The sequence below is a fragment of the Rossellomorea orangium genome (genome assembly GCF_019334305.1).
Classification (GTDB): domain Bacteria; phylum Bacillota; class Bacilli; order Bacillales; family Bacillaceae_B; genus Rossellomorea.
In genome coordinates, this window is the sequence record NZ_JAHWGH010000002.1 from 66,473 (window position 1) to 87,315 (window position 20,843).

Annotated in this window: 22 protein-coding genes; 6 read left to right on the plus strand and 16 right to left on the minus strand. The window is 42.5% G+C overall.

Going from position 1 to position 20,843, the window contains the following annotated elements:
• Positions 1–19: 19 nt before the first annotated feature.
• The 5 genes from ssb to KYJ26_RS01315 form a co-directional block, all read right to left on the minus strand.
• Entirely contained in the window at positions 20–532 is a 513-nt protein-coding gene (ssb, locus tag KYJ26_RS01295) for a single-stranded DNA-binding protein (RefSeq protein ID WP_044340263.1), read from the minus strand.
• A 79-nt stretch (positions 533–611) separates the two neighbouring features.
• Positions 612–899, minus strand: a complete 288-nt coding sequence (rpsF, locus tag KYJ26_RS01300) for a 30S ribosomal protein S6 (protein ID WP_034764776.1) — start codon at positions 897–899, stop codon at positions 612–614.
• Positions 900–1,397: 498 nt separating this feature from the next.
• Positions 1,398–2,498 (minus strand): redox-regulated ATPase YchF, encoded by a 1,101-nt coding sequence (gene ychF, locus KYJ26_RS01305; protein WP_219165563.1) that lies wholly within the window; start codon positions 2,496–2,498, stop codon positions 1,398–1,400.
• Between the two features lie 249 nt (positions 2,499–2,747).
• The gene (locus KYJ26_RS01310; protein ID WP_034764770.1) at positions 2,748–2,948 is read right to left on the minus strand and encodes a DUF951 domain-containing protein; all 201 of its coding nucleotides are present in this window, start codon (positions 2,946–2,948) and stop codon (positions 2,748–2,750) included.
• A gap of 13 nt (positions 2,949–2,961) precedes the next feature.
• The gene (locus tag KYJ26_RS01315; RefSeq protein ID WP_257474835.1) at positions 2,962–3,816 is read right to left on the minus strand and encodes a mechanosensitive ion channel family protein; all 855 of its coding nucleotides are present in this window, start codon (positions 3,814–3,816) and stop codon (positions 2,962–2,964) included.
• Positions 3,817–4,149: 333 nt separating this feature from the next.
• Between KYJ26_RS01315 and yyaC the strand changes: the two genes are divergently transcribed.
• Positions 4,150–4,770, plus strand: coding sequence for a spore protease YyaC (gene yyaC / locus KYJ26_RS01320; RefSeq protein WP_219165565.1), 621 nt, complete (start codon positions 4,150–4,152; stop codon positions 4,768–4,770).
• Positions 4,771–4,810: 40 nt separating this feature from the next.
• On the opposite strand, the gene KYJ26_RS01325 is transcribed toward yyaC, so the two are convergent.
• The 11 genes from KYJ26_RS01325 to rpmH form a co-directional block, all read right to left on the minus strand.
• The gene (locus KYJ26_RS01325) at positions 4,811–5,524 is read right to left on the minus strand and encodes a DUF554 domain-containing protein (RefSeq protein WP_219165566.1); all 714 of its coding nucleotides are present in this window, start codon (positions 5,522–5,524) and stop codon (positions 4,811–4,813) included.
• Between the two features lie 118 nt (positions 5,525–5,642).
• Positions 5,643–6,482 carry a ParB/RepB/Spo0J family partition protein gene (locus KYJ26_RS01330; protein ID WP_219165567.1) on the minus strand — a complete coding sequence of 280 codons (840 nt, stop codon included), beginning with the start codon at positions 6,480–6,482 and terminating at the stop codon, positions 5,643–5,645.
• Positions 6,475–7,236, minus strand: a complete 762-nt coding sequence (locus KYJ26_RS01335; protein ID WP_219165568.1) for a ParA family protein — start codon at positions 7,234–7,236, stop codon at positions 6,475–6,477. The genes KYJ26_RS01330 and KYJ26_RS01335 overlap by 8 nt, the downstream gene beginning before the upstream one ends.
• Before the next feature lie 209 nt (positions 7,237–7,445).
• On the minus strand, positions 7,446–8,309 hold the full coding sequence (gene noc / locus KYJ26_RS01340) for a nucleoid occlusion protein (RefSeq protein ID WP_219165569.1): 864 nt from the start codon (positions 8,307–8,309) through the stop codon (positions 7,446–7,448).
• Positions 8,310–8,426: 117 nt separating this feature from the next.
• A complete protein-coding gene (rsmG, locus tag KYJ26_RS01345; RefSeq protein WP_219165570.1) occupies positions 8,427–9,143 on the minus strand; it encodes a 16S rRNA (guanine(527)-N(7))-methyltransferase RsmG in 717 nt (238 codons plus the stop codon).
• A gap of 21 nt (positions 9,144–9,164) precedes the next feature.
• A complete protein-coding gene (gene mnmG, locus KYJ26_RS01350; RefSeq protein ID WP_219165571.1) occupies positions 9,165–11,057 on the minus strand; it encodes a tRNA uridine-5-carboxymethylaminomethyl(34) synthesis enzyme MnmG in 1,893 nt (630 codons plus the stop codon).
• A 49-nt stretch (positions 11,058–11,106) separates the two neighbouring features.
• Entirely contained in the window at positions 11,107–12,492 is a 1,386-nt protein-coding gene (gene mnmE, locus KYJ26_RS01355; RefSeq protein ID WP_219165572.1) for a tRNA uridine-5-carboxymethylaminomethyl(34) synthesis GTPase MnmE, read from the minus strand.
• 359 nt (positions 12,493–12,851) lie between these two features.
• Positions 12,852–13,469 carry an RNA-binding cell elongation regulator Jag/EloR gene (jag, locus tag KYJ26_RS01360; protein ID WP_219165573.1) on the minus strand — a complete coding sequence of 206 codons (618 nt, stop codon included), beginning with the start codon at positions 13,467–13,469 and terminating at the stop codon, positions 12,852–12,854.
• The gene (gene spoIIIJ, locus KYJ26_RS01365; RefSeq protein ID WP_219165574.1) at positions 13,466–14,254 is read right to left on the minus strand and encodes a YidC family membrane integrase SpoIIIJ; all 789 of its coding nucleotides are present in this window, start codon (positions 14,252–14,254) and stop codon (positions 13,466–13,468) included. The genes jag and spoIIIJ overlap by 4 nt, the downstream gene beginning before the upstream one ends.
• A 143-nt stretch (positions 14,255–14,397) precedes the next feature.
• Positions 14,398–14,772, minus strand: coding sequence for a ribonuclease P protein component (gene rnpA / locus KYJ26_RS01370; RefSeq protein WP_206858308.1), 375 nt, complete (start codon positions 14,770–14,772; stop codon positions 14,398–14,400).
• Positions 14,773–14,938: 166 nt separating this feature from the next.
• A complete protein-coding gene (gene rpmH, locus KYJ26_RS01375; protein WP_034764748.1) occupies positions 14,939–15,073 on the minus strand; it encodes a 50S ribosomal protein L34 in 135 nt (44 codons plus the stop codon).
• Positions 15,074–16,182: 1,109 nt separating this feature from the next.
• Here rpmH and dnaA point away from each other — a divergent pair.
• The 5 genes from dnaA (at position 16,183) to remB (ending at position 20,834) form a co-directional block, all read left to right on the plus strand.
• Entirely contained in the window at positions 16,183–17,526 is a 1,344-nt protein-coding gene (dnaA, locus tag KYJ26_RS01380; protein ID WP_219165575.1) for a chromosomal replication initiator protein DnaA, read from the plus strand.
• A gap of 206 nt (positions 17,527–17,732) precedes the next feature.
• Complete coding sequence (dnaN, locus tag KYJ26_RS01385; protein WP_219165576.1) at positions 17,733–18,869, plus strand: DNA polymerase III subunit beta; 1,137 nt, start codon at positions 17,733–17,735, stop codon at positions 18,867–18,869.
• Positions 18,870–19,218: 349 nt separating this feature from the next.
• Complete coding sequence (gene yaaA / locus KYJ26_RS01390) at positions 19,219–19,437, plus strand: S4 domain-containing protein YaaA (protein ID WP_206858297.1); 219 nt, start codon at positions 19,219–19,221, stop codon at positions 19,435–19,437.
• Between the two features lie 17 nt (positions 19,438–19,454).
• Entirely contained in the window at positions 19,455–20,573 is a 1,119-nt protein-coding gene (recF, locus tag KYJ26_RS01395) for a DNA replication/repair protein RecF (RefSeq protein WP_219165577.1), read from the plus strand.
• A gap of 9 nt (positions 20,574–20,582) precedes the next feature.
• Entirely contained in the window at positions 20,583–20,834 is a 252-nt protein-coding gene (gene remB, locus KYJ26_RS01400) for an extracellular matrix regulator RemB (RefSeq protein ID WP_219165578.1), read from the plus strand.
• The last annotated feature ends 9 nt before the right edge of the window (positions 20,835–20,843 follow it).

The window sequence follows — 20,843 nt, forward strand, 5'->3', positions numbered from 1 at the left end:
TAGGTTTGATATCGTTCGTTTAGAATGGCAGATCATCATCGGAAATGTCGATCGGCTGACCGTCATTCGCGAATGGATCCTCATCTACACGTGTATAGTTGTTGTTATTGTTGTTGCGCTGTTGATTCTGATTCTGACTATACGGATTTCCTTGGTCACGTTGACCTCCACCCGAATAGCCCGGACTTCCTCCACGATCGCCTTGATTCGCACTACGCGGTTCCAAGAACTGAACGCTTTCTGCTACGACTTCCGTCATAAACACACGGCGTCCATCCTGTCCTTCGAAATTACGTGTTTGAATACGACCGTCAACGCCAGCTAAGCTGCCTTTTTTAAGAAAGTTTGCTACATTCTCTGCAGGGCGACGCCATACAACGCAGTTAATAAAATCTGCTTCCCGTTCTCCTGATTGATTCGTAAAACTACGATTGACAGCCAGGGTGAACGAAGCAACAGCCACTCCACTTGGAGTATATTTTAATTCAGGGTCTTTGGTTAAACGCCCTACTAATACAACTCGGTTCATCATCAGAATCAACCCCTTCCTTCTAATTTACTGTTTCACGTGAAACAGATGATAGAAGTGTATATCTTAAAAAACGTACGGATTATTCTTCTTCTTTAACAACGATATGACGGATAATATCATCGCTGATTTTAGCTAAACGATCGAATTCGTTAACTGCATCAGAAGTAGCGCTCATCTTAACTAGTTGATAGAAACCATCGCGAAAATCGTTGATTTCATACGCTAAACGACGTTTACCCCAATCTTTTGACTCGATGATTTCCGCGCCGTTAGTTGTTAAAACGTTATCGAAACGCTCAACTACTGCTTTCTTTGACTCGTCGTCAATGTTTGGGCGGACAATGTACATAACTTCGTACTTTCTCATCTTAATGTCACCTCCTCGTGGTCTATGCGGTCCTTTCTTTGTGAAAGAACAAGGAGCAATGCGTTCATTACTCACGAAATAAAATTATAGCATAGGATGTCTATTATTGCAATATGACGTAAAAAAAAGACTAGAATTGGATTCTAGTCTTTTTAGAGTAAACTTATCTGCTTGAAACAAAGCGAGTGCTGGTTGATTTCCACTCCAGGTGCTCGCTTTCCGCGGGGCGTGAGTTGAGCCTCCTCGGGCTTTGCCCTGCGGGGTCTCAACTTTCCCGCTATTCCCGCAGGAGTCGAGCACCTTCCGTTACAATCAACTATGAGTGTGGGCTATAACTGAAATAGATCTAATACAAGTTTAAGAAAATAATTGTCTCTAAATGAGCCAAAGTTCATTTCACTCTCATCTTTGGTTAATACTAACCACCAGCCCTAACTGATTCTTTCGGAATACAGCACAACATTTTAAACACAAAGGTTAGATGAATTTCAGATAAACTTACACATTAAAACGGAAGTGGATGATATCTCCGTCTTTTACCAGGTATTCTTTACCTTCGAGACGTACTTTTCCTGCTTCGCGGGCTGCTCCCATAGTTCCGGCTGCGACTAGGTCATCGTAAGAAACGGTTTCGGCGCGGATGAATCCTCTTTCGAAGTCGGTGTGGATGACTCCGGCACATTGAGGGGCTTTCATACCTTCGCGGAACGTCCAGGCACGGACCTCCTGGACACCTGCTGTGAAGTACGTAGCAAGTCCCAATAGGGAATAGGTAGCGCGAATCAGCTGATCAAGGCCAGATTCTTCAATTCCTAATTCCTGAAGGAACATCGCCTTTTCTTCATCATCAAGTTCAGCGATTTCAGATTCGATCTTCGCGCAGACCACGATCACTTCTGCGTTGTCGTCTTTTGCAAATTCACGTACTTTCTGAACATATTCGTTATCAGAAGGATCCGCGATTTCGTCTTCACTTACGTTTGCTACATATAATACAGGCTTGGAAGTCAGTAAGTGCAGCTGTTTCACAAGCTTCATTTGCTCATCCGAGAACTCGACTGTACGGGCTGGCTGTTCTGCTTCCAAGGCTTCTTTGATTTTCACAAGGATGTCGTGCTCAAATACCGCTTCTTTGTCTTTTTGTTTCGCCATTTTCTGAACTCTCGTAATTCGCTTATCAACCGTTTCAAGGTCAGCGAGGATCAATTCAAGGTTGATGACTTCAATATCCGCAATCGGATCCACTTTTCCGGATACGTGTGTGATATTATCATCCGCGAAACAACGGACAACCTGACAGATCGCATCCACCTGACGGATATGGGATAGGAATTTATTCCCTAATCCTTCACCTTTACTCGCCCCTTTTACAATCCCGGCAATATCGGTGAATTCGAAAGCAGTAGGAACTGTCTTCTTCGGGTCTACAAGTTCCGTTAATTTATCAAGACGGTGATCTGGAACCTCTACGATTCCTACGTTAGGATCGATGGTACAGAAAGGGTAGTTGGCAGATTCTGCACCTGCTTTTGTAATTGCGTTGAATAGAGTGGATTTCCCGACGTTGGGTAGTCCAACAATACCAGCTGTTAATGCCATTTTGGTCACTCCTCATATATTCTTATCTATTAAAAAAACCTTTAAGATTGAAAAACACGTAATCGGTCGAACCTTTCACAATTATAGAGATAATAGAGGGAAAAGACAAGTGATGCTTACAGGCTCCCGCAGAAAATACGCCATAAAAAAAGCACTCAATCATTTAGAAACGACTGAATGCTCTGAGGCGACACTATTTAGGGCGCAAGATGGATTAGGTCAAAGGGATTATGGGTAAAAAAAGAATACTTATTCTTCTTCACCGCTTGAAATGACTTTTTTCATCTTCTTTGCAAAATCTTTTCTGGGGATCATGACACTGTGACCGCACCCGACACACTTGATGCGAATATCCATCCCCATACGGATCACTTTCCAGCGGTTCGTACCACATGGATGAGGTTTTTTCATTTCGACAATATCATTTAAGGTGAAAGTCTTTGGCTCCACTACCTATTCCTCCTCATTCGCTTTCAAGTCTTCTTTGTTTCTCTTCACGCGGGTGAATCTCTTCTTCATCTTTACGTGAATACATTACCATACGAGGGAATGGAATTTCGATACCATGCGCATCCAGGCAAAGTTTCACTTCTTTACGTATCATCCTGGCCATATACCAGTGTCTCATTGGAACCGTTTCAGCGACGATTCGGATAACGACATCAGACGCTCCAAGAGTCTGGACCCCCAGCAGCTCGGGTGGATTCACCAGGTCCTCATATTTTTGAGGCAAGGAAAGGAGAAGCTCCTGCATCACTTTTTCAGCTTCTTCTATATTTTCTTCGTACGCAATGCTCACATCCACAACCGCAATACTATTATGGACGGAGAAATTCGTTACTTCCGTAATGTTTCCGTTAGGGAAGATATGAAGTTCCCCGGTCCAGCTTTTAATCTTTGTCGTGCGTAACCCAATTTCTTCTACGGATCCCTCAGCAGAACCGATACGCACGTAATCGCCCACTGAAAATTGATCTTCGAAAATGATAAAGAAACCGGTGATGATATCACGGACGAGATTCTGTGCCCCGAAACCGACGGCAAGGCCGACAATTCCGGCACCGGCGATGAGTCCTTTTACATCGATTTCAAGGGTCGATAAGATTGTCATCAAACTAATGAAGTAAATCACATAGGTTAGCACATTTTCTAAGAGTTTTGATAAAGTGGTTTCCCGTCGCTCCGTAAATTTCAAAGGGGATCGTGATCGTACCTTGAATACGTTTCGGATTGCTGACCGACCTACTCTTAAAGCGATATAAGTAATCACCATAATGGCGATAATTTTTACAGCACCTGTACCAAGTGCGATCCACATTTCATTATCTATAATCTTTTGGGCAGCTGGACTATTTTTTATCGTTTCAATGGTTTCATCAACTTTATTATCTTTCGCACTCATATATCGAACCTCCACTTATCATTCAATAAGAAGTATTCCTTATTTTATCAACTTTCCCTCTCCTTGTGTAGATATAACCTCATAAAGAATAGTTTCTAGAAAATTTTTATTTTATGAAAAATCCGACCATATTATGTATGAAAAAAAGAAATCGTCCGTATACTGATAATACTTAAAAATTTGACTGTGGGATAAGGGGCCGGCGACTCAAAGGTCACCCCTTTGAACACATCTAAAGGAGTGGAAGCGATGAATCTGAAAAAAGGATTATTTGAACGAAGACCTGAACCCTATAGAGTCCTTCACCAGGAGGCGGGTGCGGCACAGGAGCTTTCCGTTCAATTGTCGTCGATGCTTCCCACTTATTATCGTACAAGACCCATCGTATTTGTCTGTATCGGTACAGACCGGTCGACAGGGGATTCATTAGGGCCTCTGGTTGGTACCTTGATAGAGGAACAGGATATTAAACCATTCCATGTGTACGGAACACTGGATGATCCGATTCATGCTGTCAATCTTGAAGAGAAGCTCAAGGAAATTTCAGCTAAACATATCAATCCCTTTATCATCGGTGTAGATGCCTGTCTCGGCCGGTTAAAGAGCGTAGGAGCCATTCAGTTAAATGAAGGTCCCTTGAAGCCGGGTGCCGGAGTGAATAAGGAGTTACCCGAGGTCGGTGAGATCCATCTGACAGGGATCGTGAATGTCAGTGGATTTATGGAGTTCTTTGTATTGCAAAATACACGATTGAACCTCGTTATGAAAATGGCCAAGACGATTGCCGAAGCCATTGTGCTGGCAGGTGATTCAGTGGAACGGCGAAATGCCGTAAGCATTGAAAAATGGCGGGAAGAATTGCAGCAATAAAAGAAGGGAGATGACGGACTCACGTCATCTCCCTTTATGATTACATATATATCTGGTATGCGTGAATGATTCCGACGACGATGCCCACCACTATAATACCCGGAAGTAAATTGGCGACCCTGATTTTTGTTACACCGAGGAGATTAAGTCCGATCGCAAAAATCATGATCCCTCCGGTCGAGGTCATTTCGACAATGTAGGCATCCATCAACTCTTGAGGCACCCATTGGTGAATCTGCGTAGCAAATAAGGCGATAAAACCTTGATAAAGAACGACAGGGATAGCAGAAAACATGACACCAATCCCAAGTGTCGTCGTTAGTATCAGTGAAGTGAAACCATCAATGATCGATTTAGTCAAAAGAACGTCATGATCTCCCCTGATACCACTATCCAGTGCACCGATCACGGCCATGGCCCCAATAACAAAAATCAGGGTCGCTGTTACAAAACCTTGGGAGATCGAGGTTTCTTTCTTGCTGCCAAGCTTCTTCTCCAACCAGTTCCCTAAAGCATTCAGTCTGTCCTCAAGATTCATCCACTCTCCCCAGGCAGCACCAAGGGCAAGAGAGATGATCACAATGAGAAAGTTTTCACTTTTCAGACCCATCTGTAAACCAAGAACGATGACAGCGAGCCCTATCGCTTTCATGACGGTCCCCTTCATATCTTCTGGTATGCGGTGCAGGATCTTCCCAAGGAGGGTCCCGATAATAATACATACCCCATTAACAAGCGTTCCTAATAGTACCATGACGTTTTCCCCTTATGTTTATTTCCCGAAGAATAGTTTTTATGTGTAACATATGGAAGAGGACTGTCTTAACACGGTATGAAGCATACCAATCAAGACAGTCCCATTCCCTTTTTCACTACTGAAGTAATTCCAGAATCCGATCCAGATCTTCTTTCGAGAAGAATTCGAGTTCGATTTTCCCTTTTTTCTTCGATTGTTTAATCGTGACCGTGGTACCGAAACGTTCGCGAAGAAGAGATTCCTGTTCTTGTATAAAGACGTCTTTTCGCTCGGATTTCTTTGTTTCACGTGGAACATTCTCATTCAATTCTTGGATGATTTTCTCTAACTGACGAACATTGAGCGATTCTTTCAGTATGCGGTTCACAACCGGTGATAAATTCTTTTTGTTCTTCAACCCAAGCAGGGCACGTCCATGTCCCATTGATAACTTCCCTTCGGACAGGAGTTCCTGAACGGGTGTCGGCAGGGAGAGTAAACGGATATGATTTGCGATATGTGGCCTGCTCTTCCCTAATCGTTTGGCCAATTCTTCCTGAGTAAGCTTCAGTTTATCCATGAGCATTTGATAAGCTGCTCCCTCTTCGATGGGGGTCAGATCCTCCCGTTGAAGGTTCTCAAGGACCGCTAGCTCCATCATTTGTTGATCGTTCAGCTCACGGACAACGACAGGGACCGTTTCTAATTTAGCTGCTGTCGCTGCACGATACCGACGCTCACCAACGACAATCTCATACCCCTTGATGGATTTACGGACAATGATTGGTTGAAGGATCCCGTGCTCCAGGATCGATTCTTTCAACTCTTCGATGGCCTGTGGCTCAAAGATTTTACGTGGCTGGTAGGGATTGGGCCTTATTTCTTTCAGGCTCACTTCCTGAACGGATTCTTCATTTTGAGTTGTTTGCATATTGGTGAAGAGGGCATTGATGCCCTTTCCTAAACCTTTAGCCATTCGCCGCCACTTCCTTTGCTAGTTCTAAATAAACTTCTGCTCCCCTTGATTTAGCATCATAAATGATAATCGGTTCACCATGACTGGGTGCTTCACTTAAACGAACATTACGTGGGATAATTGTGCGATACACTTTGTCTTGAAAATATTTCTTAACCTCTTCGATGACCTGGATTCCAAGGTTGGTTCTGGCATCCAACATGGTTAACAACACTCCATCGATCATAAGGTCATGATTCAGATGCTTCTGTACTAAACGGACCGTGCTCAACAGCTGGCTCAACCCTTCAAGTGCGTAGTATTCGCACTGAACCGGAATGACGACGGCATCTGATGCAGTTAATGCATTGATGGTCAGAAGGCCAAGTGATGGGGGACAGTCAATGATGATATAATCAAATTCGTCTTTAACCCTCTCCAGTGCTTTCTTCAGACGCACTTCACGGGATATGGTCGGGACCAGTTCAATCTCCGCTCCAGCGAGTGAAATGGTTGCAGGGACAATGGATAAGTTCTCTACCTTTGATTGTTTGATGGTGTCTTTAACGTCTACATCATCCACTAACACATCATAGATGCACTGTTGTACATCGCCTTTTTCCACACCGACACCACTCGTGGCGTTTCCTTGAGGATCGATATCTACGAGTAAAACCTTTTTCCCTATATAAGCTAAACAAGCCCCCAAATTGACGGATGTCGTGGTCTTTCCCACCCCGCCTTTTTGGTTTGTAACGGCTACAATTCTGCCCAAGGTTGTCACCTACCTTTTGACTTCCTGAAATTGACTTTATTTTTTACAGTATTCTTCTATTCTATCAAAATTCCTTGATAATTGTCTGTCAATTTTTCAAAAAAGACGGGTATCTCCATATATTGGAGAATATGATTTACTGACCTTCTCGCCTCTTTTGCACCAAAAAAGTGAGAAACCACACCGTTTCTCACTTTTAATCTGCTAATCTATTTTTTTTTTGGAATACGAATGGTGAATTGATAGAATTCCTCATGCTCTTCTTCTTCTGAATCGAGATTGATTCCGCTATCGGACACCATGGACAGGGATTGGCGGATTGTATTCACAGCAATCCTCATATCCTTGCTGAATGCCTTGCGTTTAGGCTTCGGCTTCTGATTCGTCCCTTCTTGCATCTTCACAACCCGGTCTTCGGTCTGTTTGACATTCAAACTCTTTTCAATGATCTCTTGAAGGAGCTGTATTTGCTTTTCCGGATTCTTTAAAGGAATCAAAGCCCTGGCGTGACGTTCTGTGATTCGTTTATCTAATAAGGCTGATTGAATTTCTTCTGGAAGCTTTAGGAGACGAAGCTTGTTCGCCACAGTTGATTGTCCTTTTCCTAAGCGTTGAGCAAGGGCTTCTTGAGTTAGATCATGTAACTCCAACAGTTTTCCATATGCGATTGCCTCTTCAATAGGAGAGAGCTCTTCTCTTTGTAAGTTCTCGATTAATGCAACAGAAGCTGTTTCTGTATCATTCAGATTCTTAACAATCGCCGGAACCGTTTCCCAGCCAAGCTTTTGAACGGCTCTGTAACGTCGTTCTCCCGCAATGATTTCAAACTGGTCATCATCGTATTGTCTCACCACGATCGGTTGGATAATGCCATGAGTGTGTATCGTTCGTGATAACTCTTCTATCTTTTCATCATTAAACACAGTCCTTGGTTGAAAGCGGTTCGGGACGATTTGTGAGACAGGTATCTTCCTCACTTCATCTCGATCTTCTTCCACTACATTCGACTCTTCAGATTCAACATCTTGCTCCTTTTCACCTAGGCCAAAAAAACGAGAGAAAGGATGCTTCATCTTCCTACACCACCTTTAAGAAACTCCCTTAATTAATATTCTCTAAATCAGGTCAAGTTCCTGCCTCTTAAAGTCGTCGGTTATACGATAGCCCACAAAGGCAGGAGGATGACCTTACTATTCTAACGGTAATTTATTGGGTGTCCCAGGTTTTCTGGGATATTTGTTAGGTGTTTCTTTCACTTTGTTGATTTTCACGATATTACGCTCGCTTTCCTCTTCCGGAAGAAGGAACGAATACATTTTGTCCGTTTGTCCACCAAGCGTTCCAATCGCTTTCTTTGCGTTCGACAGCTCTTCATTCACATTGGAAGCTTTCATGGCGACAAAGGATCCGCCCTTTTTCACAAGGGGAAGGCATAATTCACTTAAGACGGACATTCTCGCTACGGCTCTTGCTGTAACCATATCATATTTTTCACGATGTGCCTTATTTTTTCCAAATGTCTCGGCACGGTCATGATAAAAATTCGTGTTTTCAAGTCCTAACTCGTCCGATAAATGATTTAAAAATGTGATGCGCTTGTTCAAGGAATCAACAATTGAGATATGCAGGTGCGGGAAGCAAATCTTAAGTGGAATACTCGGAAACCCGGCACCCGCCCCAACATCACAAAGGGATTGAACTTCTGTGAAATCAACATAAAAGGCTGCACTGACCGAATCGTAAAAATGCTTTAAGTAGACATCCTCTTTTTCAGTGATCGCCGTCAGATTCATCTTTTCATTCCATTCAACCAGCAATTCGTAATAGCGCTCAAACTGTTGTAATTGCTGAGAAGATAGGGAAATCCCCTTCTCCTCGAGCATTGATTGAAATTCATTTACGTTCATGAAATTATCCTTCCTTTACCTCTATTGATCACCGGAAACCTTGGCGATTTTGCCCTGTTCAATGTAGACCATCAGAATGGATACGTCTGCAGGATTCACGCCTGAAATACGGGACGCCTGTGCAAGGGAAAGAGGCTGGACCTCGATCAATTTCTGTCTTGCTTCAGAAGCCAAACCGCTGATCGCACTGTAATCAATGTTCTCAGGAATTCGTTTATTTTCCATCTTTTTCATTTTATCGACCTGTTGAAGGGATTTTTCAATATAGCCCTCGTATTTCACTTGAATCTCCACTTGTTCCTCTACATCGGGATCAAGTTCGATTTCACTTGGGACGAGTGACTTAATATGACTATAATTCATTTCAGGCCGCTTCAGAAGGTCCGCTGCCAGTATCCCGTCTTTCAGCTCACTTCCCCCTGCATCACGAATGACACTTTGGGTTTCTTCAGTCGGCTTAATGCGGATGGCCTCAAGCCGTGCCTTCTCGGCAGAGATCGCTTCTTTCTTCGCTGAGAAGCGCTCATATCGATCATCTGAGATCAAACCGATTCTATGACCGATATCCGTTAAGCGAAGATCAGCATTATCGTGACGAAGCAACAAGCGATATTCCGCACGTGAAGTAAGAAGACGATACGGTTCGTTCGTCCCTTTCGTCACCAGGTCATCGATCAGAACTCCGATATAAGCATCAGAACGACTTAAGATGACTTCTTCTTTATCAAGGGCACGGCATGCGGCATTGATCCCGGCCATCAACCCTTGACCAGCTGCTTCTTCATAACCTGATGTCCCATTGATCTGTCCTGCCGTATAAAGGTTCTTGATCTTTTTCGTTTCAAGCGTCGGCCATAATTGTGTCGGTACGATGGAATCATATTCAATGGCATATCCGGCACGCATCATTTGTACGTTTTCAAGACCAGGTATCGTCTGCAGGATTTTTTGCTGCACATCTTCAGGAAGACTCGTAGATAATCCTTGCACGTATACTTCCTGCGTATTTTTCCCTTCAGGCTCGAGGAAGATCTGATGACGCGGCTTATCGTGGAAACGCACGACTTTATCTTCTATTGAAGGACAGTATCGCGGTCCAGTTCCCTTGATCATGCCTGAATACATCGGCGAACGATGAAGATTATCATCGATTAATTGATGAGTATATTCATTCGTATACGTCAGCCAGCATGGCAGTTGATCCGTGATGTATTTGGTCGTTTCATAACTGAACGCACGGGGAACGTCATCACCCGGTTGAATTTCAGTTTTTGAATAGTCGATCGTTGAGCTATTCACACGTGGTGGTGTACCGGTCTTGAAACGAACCGTATCGAAGCCCAGCTCATGCAGATGATCAGATAGTCTGATGGAAGGCTGTTGGTTATTAGGTCCGCTTGAATATTTCAGGTCCCCTAAAATGATTTCACCACGCAGGAATGTACCTGTTGTGATGACAACGGTCTTGGCACGATAGGCAGCGCCGGTCATCGTCACGACACCTTTGCACTCATCATCTTCAATGATCAATTCCTCGACCATTCCCTGCAAGAGGGTCATGTTCGGTTCATTTTCAATTGTTCGTTTCATTTCATGCTGATACAGGAATTTATCCGCCTGTGCCCGTAATGCACGTACAGCAGGACCCTTTCCTGTATTCAACATCCGCATTTGGATATGCGTCTTATCTATATTACGACCCATCTCTCCACCGAGTGCGTCGATTTCCCTTACAACGATTCCTTTGGCCGGTCCACCGACAGATGGATTACACGGCATAAAGGCGACCATATCCAAGTTAATGGTGACCATTAACGTTTTCGCTCCCATACGTGCAGAAGCAAGTCCCGCTTCAACTCCGGCATGGCCAGCACCAATGACAATGACATCATATTGCCCTGCGTCATATTGCATGGTTTGTTATTTCCTCCTTGTAGGACGTTAAGTCCACATATAATAGTGTTTATTTTCCTAAGCAGAATTGAGAAAACAGCTGATCAATCAGACTTTCATGAACGCTGTCCCCGATGATTTCACCTAACAGCTCCCATGTTCTCGTCAAGTCGATCTGAGCGATATCGATCGGTGTTCCCATTTCTACACTGTCTATTGCTTCGTTGATCGCAAGAGACGCTTGATTGAGTAAAGCGATATGACGACTATTGGATACATACGTCATATCCCCCGCTTCGATGGATCCTGCAAAGAATAAAGAAGAAATGGCTTCTTCCAGTTCGTCTATTCCCTGTTCCTCCAGTAAAGCCGTCGTCACCAGCTGGTGATTCTCGGAAAGATTCCTTACCTTATCTATATCAATCTTCTGAGGCAGATCCGTTTTGTTCACGATGACAATGACGTCCATCCCTCTCACCGCTTCAAACAACTGCTCATCTTCAAACGTTAATTCATCTGCATAGTTGAGTACGAGGAGGATTAGATCCGCTTCCTTCAGCACTTGCCTGGAGCGTTCCACGCCAATCCTCTCAACGATGTCTTCGGTTTCCCGGATCCCTGCCGTATCAACAAGGCGCAATGGAACGCCTCTTACATTGACATATTCCTCGATCACATCACGCGTTGTACCCGGGATATCCGTTACAATGGCTTTATTTTCATGAACAAGACTGTTCAGAAGGGAAGATTTCCCTACATTCGGCCGACCGATGATCACGGTTGAAAGTCCTTCTCTCAGGATCTTCCCTTGTTCGGATGTGCGGATCAAGCGGTCTATTTCATCCCGGACGTTTCTGGATTTCTCCAACAGCACGTTGTGCGTCATTTCTTCCACATCATCATACTCCGGGTAATCGATATTCACTTCCACATGGGCGAGGGTTTCGAGAATTTCCTGACGAAGCTTACGAATCAAATTGGAAAGGCGGCCTTCCATTTGATTAAGGGCTACATTCATGGCCCTGTCCGTTTTCGCACGAATGAGATCCATCACGGCTTCCGCCTGGGAAAGATCGATTCGGCCATTCAGGAAAGCACGCTTCGTGAATTCTCCCGGCTCTGCAAGTCTTGCCCCGTTCTTCAACACAAGCTGCAATACTTTATTGACTGACACAAGTCCTCCATGGCAGTTGATCTCGATAATATCTTCACGGGTGAACGTCTTCGGCCCCCTCATAACAGACACCATCACTTCTTCCACCACCTGTTCGGTGTCAGGATCGACAATATGTCCATAATGAATGGTATGGGAAGCGAATTCCTTCATTGAGCTCCCTTTCATTCCCTTAAAGACTTTATCACCGATATCAAATGCATGATCTCCGCTCAAACGCACGATGGCGATTGCTCCCTCTCCCATCGGAGTGGATATGGCTGCAATTGTATCGAACTCCATTATATTCACCTCTCTTATAGCTGATCTATTTATATAAAATGTATAGTAGAAAGCAACGTTTCCCCAAATTATTAGAATATCACAATCCGTAATAATACTAAAGAAAGGAAACCTTCTGTTCGTCGCCAATGTTATCCACAAAGATAACCTCTCATCTCTATTATTTTAACTTATCCACATGTGAATAACAATAAACCGGGATGAAAATAAGAATCGGCAGGAGGTGGGAAAGATGTAAGAGATCAAATACTGGAAATGAGTATGCTCTAATGATATCTGCCTTTCTACAAAATATGACAACTTGCGCCAGCTTCCATACCAATAAAAAAAAACGATCCCCCGAAAGGAATCGTCTTTCATTATTTTGGCGCAATGACAATATATCGGTTAGGTTCTCTGCCTTCAGAATGGGTATCGACCCTTTTGGAATCCACTAATGCTGTATGAATCACTTTTCGTTCATAAGAAGGCATTGGTTCCAATGAAACGGAACGATTTGTGCGTAATGCCTTATCTGCCAGGCGTTCAGCTAAGGTTGTCAGCGTTTCCTTCCGTCTTTCGCGGTAGTTCTCCGCGTCTAACAGAATGGTGATGAACTGGCCAGATACCCGGTTGGCAACCAATTGTGACAAATGTTGAAGGGCATTCAACGTTTGTCCCCTCTTTCCGATTAAGAGAGCCATTTTTTCACCGGAAATATTGAACTCCACATCTCTTCCATCTCTCTTCACTTCGATGGTCGCTTCCACACCCATATCGCGTGCAACAGATAAAAGAAACTCTTTCGCTTCATTTACAGGGTCGATCGATTTCTTCACACGAACATGTGCCGGTCTTCCACCGAACAATCCGAATAATGCTTTTTTACCTTGATCAATGATGTCAATTTCTGCTTCTTCTTTGGTGATATTCAGTTGAGACAAGGCTGATTCAATGGCTTCTTCCACCGTTTGACCAGTCGCTTCTACTTCTCTCACTTTTTCTTTCCTCCCGAATTCCCACCAGCTTTGACTGCTTGCGCTTCTTTGATCTCAGGTCCCTTAATGAAGTAGGTCTGTGCAATCATAAATAGATTCCCGACTACCCAGTAAAGGGATAGAGCTGCAGGGAAGTTAATCGCAAAAATGATGATCATGACCGGCATGATATAAAGCATCATCGCCATTTGCGGATTTTGATTCGCCGTACCTGCCATCATAAGCTTTTGTTGGATGAACGTCGTTAAACCTGCTACTAAAGGTAAGATATAGTATGGATCAGGATTACCAAGATCAAACCATAAAAAGTTATGTGCTTTGATTTCCTGTGTTCTCACGATTGCATGGTAGAAACCAATCAGGATCGGCATTTGAACGATCAGTGGGAAACAACCCGCTAACGGGTTCACCCCGTGACTTTGGAATAAAGCCATCGTTTCTTGTTGTAGCTTTTGCTGAGTTTGTGCATCTTTCGAGCTATATTTTTCACGCAGTTTCTTCATTTCAGGTTGTAGTGCCTGCATGGCTTTTGAATTCTTCGTTTGCTTAATCATCAATGGCAGGATGGCCGTACGGATAAGCAACGTAACAATTACAATCGCCAATCCATAGGAACCACCCATGAAATCTGCAACCATTGTAATTAATTGTGATAAAGGATAGACAATATATTCATTCCAGATTCCACTGCTATCAGATGTGATCGGCTTATTGTAATCCGTACACCCTGATAGAATAGCCATTAGCCCAATGATTCCCATTAAGGCTATAATTCTCTTTTTCACCCTTATTTTCCTCCCAACTAATAACTTTCAAAAAATAAAATATAAACACGTACCATCATCCCGTACTAATAAAGTACAATCCCTCGTATTGTAACATCTTTTCGGGGACTTGTGATGACGAAACCTGTCATTCTCTCAAAATGTTATGACTTCTTCTTATCATATTTGCCATAAGAAGACCTTTTCAATACTTTTCCTCTTTTTAAAACATGGGTGAGACTCCCCTTCACCTCATGAAAATTCATTTCGGCCGCCGGTTTCCTGGCGATGATAAGATAGTCGTACTGATCGTGAACCTCATCTTGCAATTCCAGGAATACCTGCCTCACATACCGCTTGATTTGATTCCGGCATACAGCATTCCCGATTTTCTTACTGACGGAAATTCCAATTCGAAAGGGCTGAGGATCTTCCTTCTTTAATAGATACAAGACGAACTGACGATTCGCAACAGAAGTTCCTTTTTTAAAAATTTCCTGAAACTCTTTATTCTTCTTTACTCTTTGCTCTTTCCGCATGGACCACACCTATTTTTTCAAATTTGACTTTATCTAACCTCGACATTATTGGCTCATCCATATGAAATTATAAGTTCTTTTTACGGTAAATCAAAATACGAACGAGCCAAATCGATTATTTACTTAGTGGAAAGGAAAAAAAAGACCACTGAGTCAGTTCAGTGGTCTAGGCAGATAATACTTTTCTTCCTTTGCTGCGACGGCGAGCTAAAACATTGCGTCCGTTTTTAGAGCTCATACGTGCACGGAAACCGTGATTCTTTTTTCTTTTGCGATTATTTGGTTGAAACGTTCTTTTCATCTATGACACCTCCCTGAAGGATATCTTTAAAAAGTTAAAGACATTCCTCACTATTATAAAGACGGTACCCATAAAAAGTCAACACTCAGATTATTTTTCTTTTGAAGTGTTGTTTCACCAGCATTTTAAAAAACACTTATTTCTTCATCGTTCGTTCACTGCACTGTTCTACTGGTGGGGTGCTGGATTGGAAGGAGATTACGCTCGCTTTCCGCGGACGAGCGGGCAAGCCTCCTCGCATTCGCTGCGGGGTCTTTCCCAGCACGTTTTTCCGCAGGAGTCTCGCAAATCTCCTTCCAATCCATAAGAAAGATCAAAGAACAGAGCAATAAATTTTACAAACCAAGGCTTTTTAGAGTTATAACTTCAACAATAGGCAAAAGGCATCTCTAAAGTCTATTCTTTTATAACAAAGCGTGGATCAGAATTTAAAAATTCCTCCTATTCATATAGAAACAGAAAAATCTCCTAATTGGATCACCTCCACTTTTCAAATATCAGATAAAGTGCACGCTTGCAAAGTTGATTGGAGCGGAAACCAACCACTACTCGCTCCGTCTAAAACTTTTATCAACCAGTCCTTTGGTTATAAACGATGAATTTTAAGATTCCTCACCACACACCTCGATATTTTCTATTCCCATTTTCCTTCTACAAACCCTATCCCCATTTTCTATTCAACCTGCCTGTGGATAGGATTCGACATAGTTTTAAATTATCCACAACACATATTGACAACTTTTTCACAAGTTCTTGGGTTGTGGACAAAAACATTCCACAAGGGATGGGGGTTGTGGATAAAATTTAAAAAGCATTGCACCACTAAGGATATTTTGATATGATTATTGTGTTTTCACTCTTGATAACCGGGTTCACATAAATAACTTATCCACAAAATGTGGATATCATGTGGGTAACTTATACAGAGGGTTTGTAAAACGTTGTCCACAAGTGGTGGATATTGTCGAAAACCCATTTTCTTTCCTTATTATATATATTTCCACATTCAGCACTTTGTATATTTATAAAAATAACAACTGCTAAGGGAATGCATAGCACGTAATGGTTGTACAGACGTTATACAAAAACAAGAAAAGGAGGGATCAGGATTGGAGAATATCGGGGATCTTTGGAGCAAGGCCTTAGAAAATATCGAAAAAAAAATCAGCAAACCGAGTTTTGATACTTGGCTGAAATCCACTAAGGCCCATTCCATTCAAGGGGACACCCTTGTGATCACAGCTCCAAATGAATTTGCTAGAGATTGGCTGGAAGGTCGTTACTCACAGCTAATCTCAGGGGTTTTGTATGATATTACGGGCGAAGAATTAGTCGTGAAATTTATCATTCCCCAAAATCAGGAGCCGGAAGAGTTTGATATCCAAATACCGCCAAAGTCGATGAAAGATGACGATCAGCAGGATATCAATCAAAACATGCTGAACGCTAAATACACGTTTGACACGTTTGTTATCGGTTCGGGCAACCGGTTTGCCCATGCCGCTTCTTTGGCCGTGGCTGAGGCACCTGCAAAAGCCTATAATCCCTTGTTTATTTATGGGGGAGTAGGTCTTGGAAAAACCCACTTAATGCACGCCATCGGTCATTATGTACTGGAACATAATCCCGCAGCGAAAGTGGTTTATCTATCATCTGAAAAATTCACAAACGAATTCATTAACTCCATCAGGGACAATAAAGCAGTTGATTTCCGCAATAAATATCGTAATGTCGATGTTTTATTGATTGATGATATTCAATTTTTAGCAGGGAAAGAACAAACGCAAGAGGAATTTTTCCATACTTTTAATACGTTACATGAAGAAAGCAAGCAGATTGTCATTTCAAGTGACCGGCCACCGAAAGAGATTCCGACACTTGAAGACAGACTTCGTTCTCGATTTGAATGGGGATTGATAACAGATATCACACCTCCAGACCTCGAGACGAGAATTGCCATCTTACGGAAAAAAGCGAAGGCTGAAGGGCTCGATATCCCTAATGAAGCCATGCTTTATATAGCTAATCAAATCGATTCCAACATTCGTGAGTTAGAAGGCGCACTGATCCGTGTCGTCGCGTACTCATCTCTTATAAATAAAGACATCAATGCAGATCTTGCGGCTGAAGCGTTGAAAGATATCATTCCGAGCTCCAAGCCGAGAGCCATTACCATTGGGGAAATCCAGCGTGTCGTTGGTGAGCATTTCAACGTGAAGCTGGAGGACTTTAAAGCAAAGAAACGAACAAAGTCGATTGCGTTCCCTAGACAGATCGCCATGTATCTATCCAGGGAAATGACGGATTCCTCCCTCCCTAAGATCGGGGAAGAATTTGGCGGAAGAGATCACACCACCGTCATCCATGCTCATGAGAAGATCAGTACATTACTTGGAACTGATGCACTTCTTCAGCAGCAATTGAAGGAAATTCGCGAATCTTTAAAGGGCTGATTTCATACACACCCTAATTGGATAATGTGAATAACTGAGTCTTACTAGCACACAGTCTGTCCACATGTGGATAGGCTGTGTTTACGTTCGATTCACACACTTATCCACATATCAACAGGCCCTACTACTTCTATTACTATTTTTTAAATAAATTATTAGTATATGATTCAGTCCAAAAAATTATGTGCAAATTGGAGGAATAAATCATGAAATTCGTTATTCAAAGGGATCATTTAGTGCAAAGTGTCCAGGATGTCATGAAAGCTGTAACATCAAGAACGACGATTCCCATTCTTACTGGAATTAAAATCATTGCAACAGAAGACGGTGTCACTTTAACGGGAAGTGATTCCGATATTTCAATCGAGTCTTTCATTCCCAATGAAGAAGAAGGTTCGGAAATTGTAGAAATCATGGAAACCGGAGGAATTGTTCTTCAAGCCAAGTTCTTTAGTGAAATCGTGAAGAAATTACCGAAAGATACAGTGGAAATTGAAGTTCAAAATCACTTCCAGACCGTTATTCGTTCAGGTCAGGCCGAATTTAATTTAAATGGCTTGGATCCAGAAGAGTACCCGCATCTTCCACAAATCGAAGAAGGGAACGGTATTAAAGTTTCAACCGATCTTCTAAAAACGATGATCAGACAAACGGTATTCGCAGTGTCCACCTCAGAAACACGCCCTATCTTGACAGGTGTAAACTGCCAGATTGAAAACGGGGAACTGAGCTGTATTGCAACAGACAGTCACAGACTGGCCATGAGAAAAGCACCGATTGAAACGAATCACGATGCATCTTACAATATTGTCATTCCAGGAAAGAGCTTGAATGAGTTGAATAAGATCCTTGATGATACGGATGAGCCTGTAGAAATCGTCATTACGGAAAATCAAGTGCTATTCAAGGCAAAGCACCTATTATTCTTCTCAAGACTATTAGAAGGGAATTATCCTGATACAAGCCGACTGATTCCTTCAGACACGAAAACAGAATTGACTTTAAATACAAAAGAATTTTTACAAGCGATCGATCGTGCATCGCTGCTTGCGAGAGAAGGACGTAATAATGTCGTCAAACTTTCTACTATGGATGGTGGCGTCATTGAAATTTCCTCCAACACACCGGAAATCGGTAAAGTAATCGAGCAGGTGCAAAGTCAATCCATCGAGGGAGAAGAACTGAAAATCTCCTTCAGTGCGAAATATATGATGGATGCCCTAAAAGCGATTGAAGGGACCGAAATCTATGTGAACTTCACAGGAGCGATGAGACCGTTCGTACTGAAGCCGCTTCACGATGATTCCATTCTTCAGTTGATCCTTCCGGTAAGGACGTACTAAAAACCTAAAAAGCCAACACCTTCGAAACGTTCAGGTGTTGGCTTTTTAAATTTTAGGTTAAATAAAAGGATCTTTACGTATTGGATTTGAGGTTTTTCTTTAAACTGGTTAAAGAAACATGATTCATAAGTTGATTCTCGCTGCAGATGCTCGACTCCTGCGGGAAACGCTGGACAGGTGAGACCCCACAGGCGAAAGCCGAGGAGGCTCACCGCCAGCCCCGCGGAAAGCGAGCATCTGTAGCAGAAATCAACTAGCACTACCCTATCCATTTTTCGTTAGTTGTGACTTAACTCCATTTAGAGTAAAATAAGATATTAGAGACTTTATACGGAAAGTAGTGATTTTAGTGGCGAAAGAGATCACCATCGGAACAGAAATCATCACATTGGGACAATTCCTGAAGCTTGCTGAAGTGATTCAGTCCGGCGGTATGGCGAAATGGTTCTTAAGTGAATATGAAGTATACATAAACGGGGAACAAGACCAACGAAGAGGGAGAAAACTTACGGTTGGTGACAAAGTTGAAATACCTGAAGTAGGGGTCTTTGTGGTTGCCGGAGAATAATAAAGGGTGTTATGTCCATGTACATTGAACAATTAGAATTAAGAAACTACCGGAATTACGAATCCATCGACGTGAGTTTCGAGAATAAAGTGAACGTCATTCTCGGAGAAAATGCCCAGGGGAAAACCAATATCATGGAGTCGATCTACGTTCTGGCAATGGCTAAATCCCACCGGACCTCAAATGATAAAGATTTAATCCGTTGGGATCAGGAATATGCTAAAATAAAAGGTAGGATTCAAAAGTATAATGGTGCATTGCCTTTAGAGCTGGTCCTGTCTAAAAAGGGGAAAAAAGCGAAAAGCAATCACCTTGAACAGTCTAAATTGAGTCAATATGTCGGGAATATGAATGTTGTCATGTTTGCACCTGAAGATCTTCATTTGGTCAAAGGGAGCCCTCAAGTGAGGCGTCGCTTTATCGATATGGAAATCGGTCAGGTTTCTCCTGTTTATTTACATGATATTAGCCTTTATCAGAAAATATTACAGCAGCGGAACCATTATTTGAAACAATTGCAGACGAGAAAGCAAAAAGACCAGACCATGCTTGATGTCCTGACCGAACAGTTCATTGAAATGGCAGTGAAAATCACGAAGAAACGATTTGAATTCGTTCAGCTTCTGGAAAGTTGGGCTAAACCGATTCATTCAGGGATCTCAAGAAACCTTGAAACGTTGGAAATCGTATATAAACCGTCATTGGATGTATCAGATAATCAAGAATGGTCAAAAATGGTAGATATATATGAGCAGAAATTCAATGATATACGGGAGCGGGAAATCGATCGTGGTGTGACCCTGGTCGGTCCCCATCGGGATGATCTTCAATTCATTGTGAATGACCGGGATGTTCAAACATTCGGATCACAGGGGCAGCAGCGGACAACAGCCCTCTCGGTTAAGCTTGCAGAAATCGAGCTGATTCACTCTGAAATTAAGGAATATCCCATCTTACTTCTGGATGATGTCTTATCCGAACTGGATGATTATCGTCAGTCCCACTTATTAAATACCATCCAGGGGAAAGTTCAAACCTTTGTGACCACGACCAATGTGGATGGTATTGATCATCAAACCTTAAACGAGGCGACTACTTTTGAAGTGGAAGCCGGATCCATGAAAAGACTGAAATGAGGTGTTACCTTGTACATACATGTTGGAGAAGATGTCATGGTACGTACAGATGAAATCATAGCCATTATTGATAGAGACACCGTTCAATTTTCAGAGGAAATCCAACATTTTTTAAAAACGAAAGATAAAAACCTTTGCAATCTCGCGAAGGGTTCATATAAATCTCTTGTTATCACAACGGGTCAGTTGTATCTTTCACCACTGGCATCCAGTACATTGAAGAAACGATCAAAGAAATACTCAAACTATGAGAATTTATAATAGAAATAT

Bases quoted from the DNA above. Each gene is read 5' to 3' on its own strand.
- ssb (WP_044340263.1), bottom strand. From the start codon at position 532: ATGATGAACCGAGTTGTATTAGTAGGGCGTTTAACCAAAGACCCTGAA.
- rpsF (WP_034764776.1), bottom strand. From the start codon at position 899: ATGAGAAAGTACGAAGTTATGTACATTGTCCGCCCAAACATTGACGAC.
- ychF (WP_219165563.1), bottom strand. From the start codon at position 2,498: ATGGCATTAACAGCTGGTATTGTTGGACTACCCAACGTCGGGAAATCC.
- KYJ26_RS01315 (WP_257474835.1), bottom strand. From the start codon at position 3,816: ATGTGGATCGCACTTGGTACAGGTGCTGTAAAAATTATCGCCATTATG.
- yyaC (WP_219165565.1), top strand. From the start codon at position 4,150: ATGAATCTGAAAAAAGGATTATTTGAACGAAGACCTGAACCCTATAGA.
- KYJ26_RS01325 (WP_219165566.1), bottom strand. From the start codon at position 5,524: ATGGTACTATTAGGAACGCTTGTTAATGGGGTATGTATTATTATCGGG.
- KYJ26_RS01330 (WP_219165567.1), bottom strand. From the start codon at position 6,482: ATGGCTAAAGGTTTAGGAAAGGGCATCAATGCCCTCTTCACCAATATG.
- noc (WP_219165569.1), bottom strand. From the start codon at position 8,309: ATGAAGCATCCTTTCTCTCGTTTTTTTGGCCTAGGTGAAAAGGAGCAA.
- rsmG (WP_219165570.1), bottom strand. From the start codon at position 9,143: ATGAACGTAAATGAATTTCAATCAATGCTCGAGGAGAAGGGGATTTCC.
- mnmG (WP_219165571.1), bottom strand. From the start codon at position 11,057: ATGCAATATGACGCAGGGCAATATGATGTCATTGTCATTGGTGCTGGC.
- mnmE (WP_219165572.1), bottom strand. From the start codon at position 12,492: ATGGAGTTCGATACAATTGCAGCCATATCCACTCCGATGGGAGAGGGA.
- rnpA (WP_206858308.1), bottom strand. From the start codon at position 14,772: ATGCGGAAAGAGCAAAGAGTAAAGAAGAATAAAGAGTTTCAGGAAATT.
- rpmH (WP_034764748.1), bottom strand. From the start codon at position 15,073: ATGAAAAGAACGTTTCAACCAAATAATCGCAAAAGAAAAAAGAATCAC.
- dnaN (WP_219165576.1), top strand. From the start codon at position 17,733: ATGAAATTCGTTATTCAAAGGGATCATTTAGTGCAAAGTGTCCAGGAT.
- recF (WP_219165577.1), top strand. From the start codon at position 19,455: ATGTACATTGAACAATTAGAATTAAGAAACTACCGGAATTACGAATCC.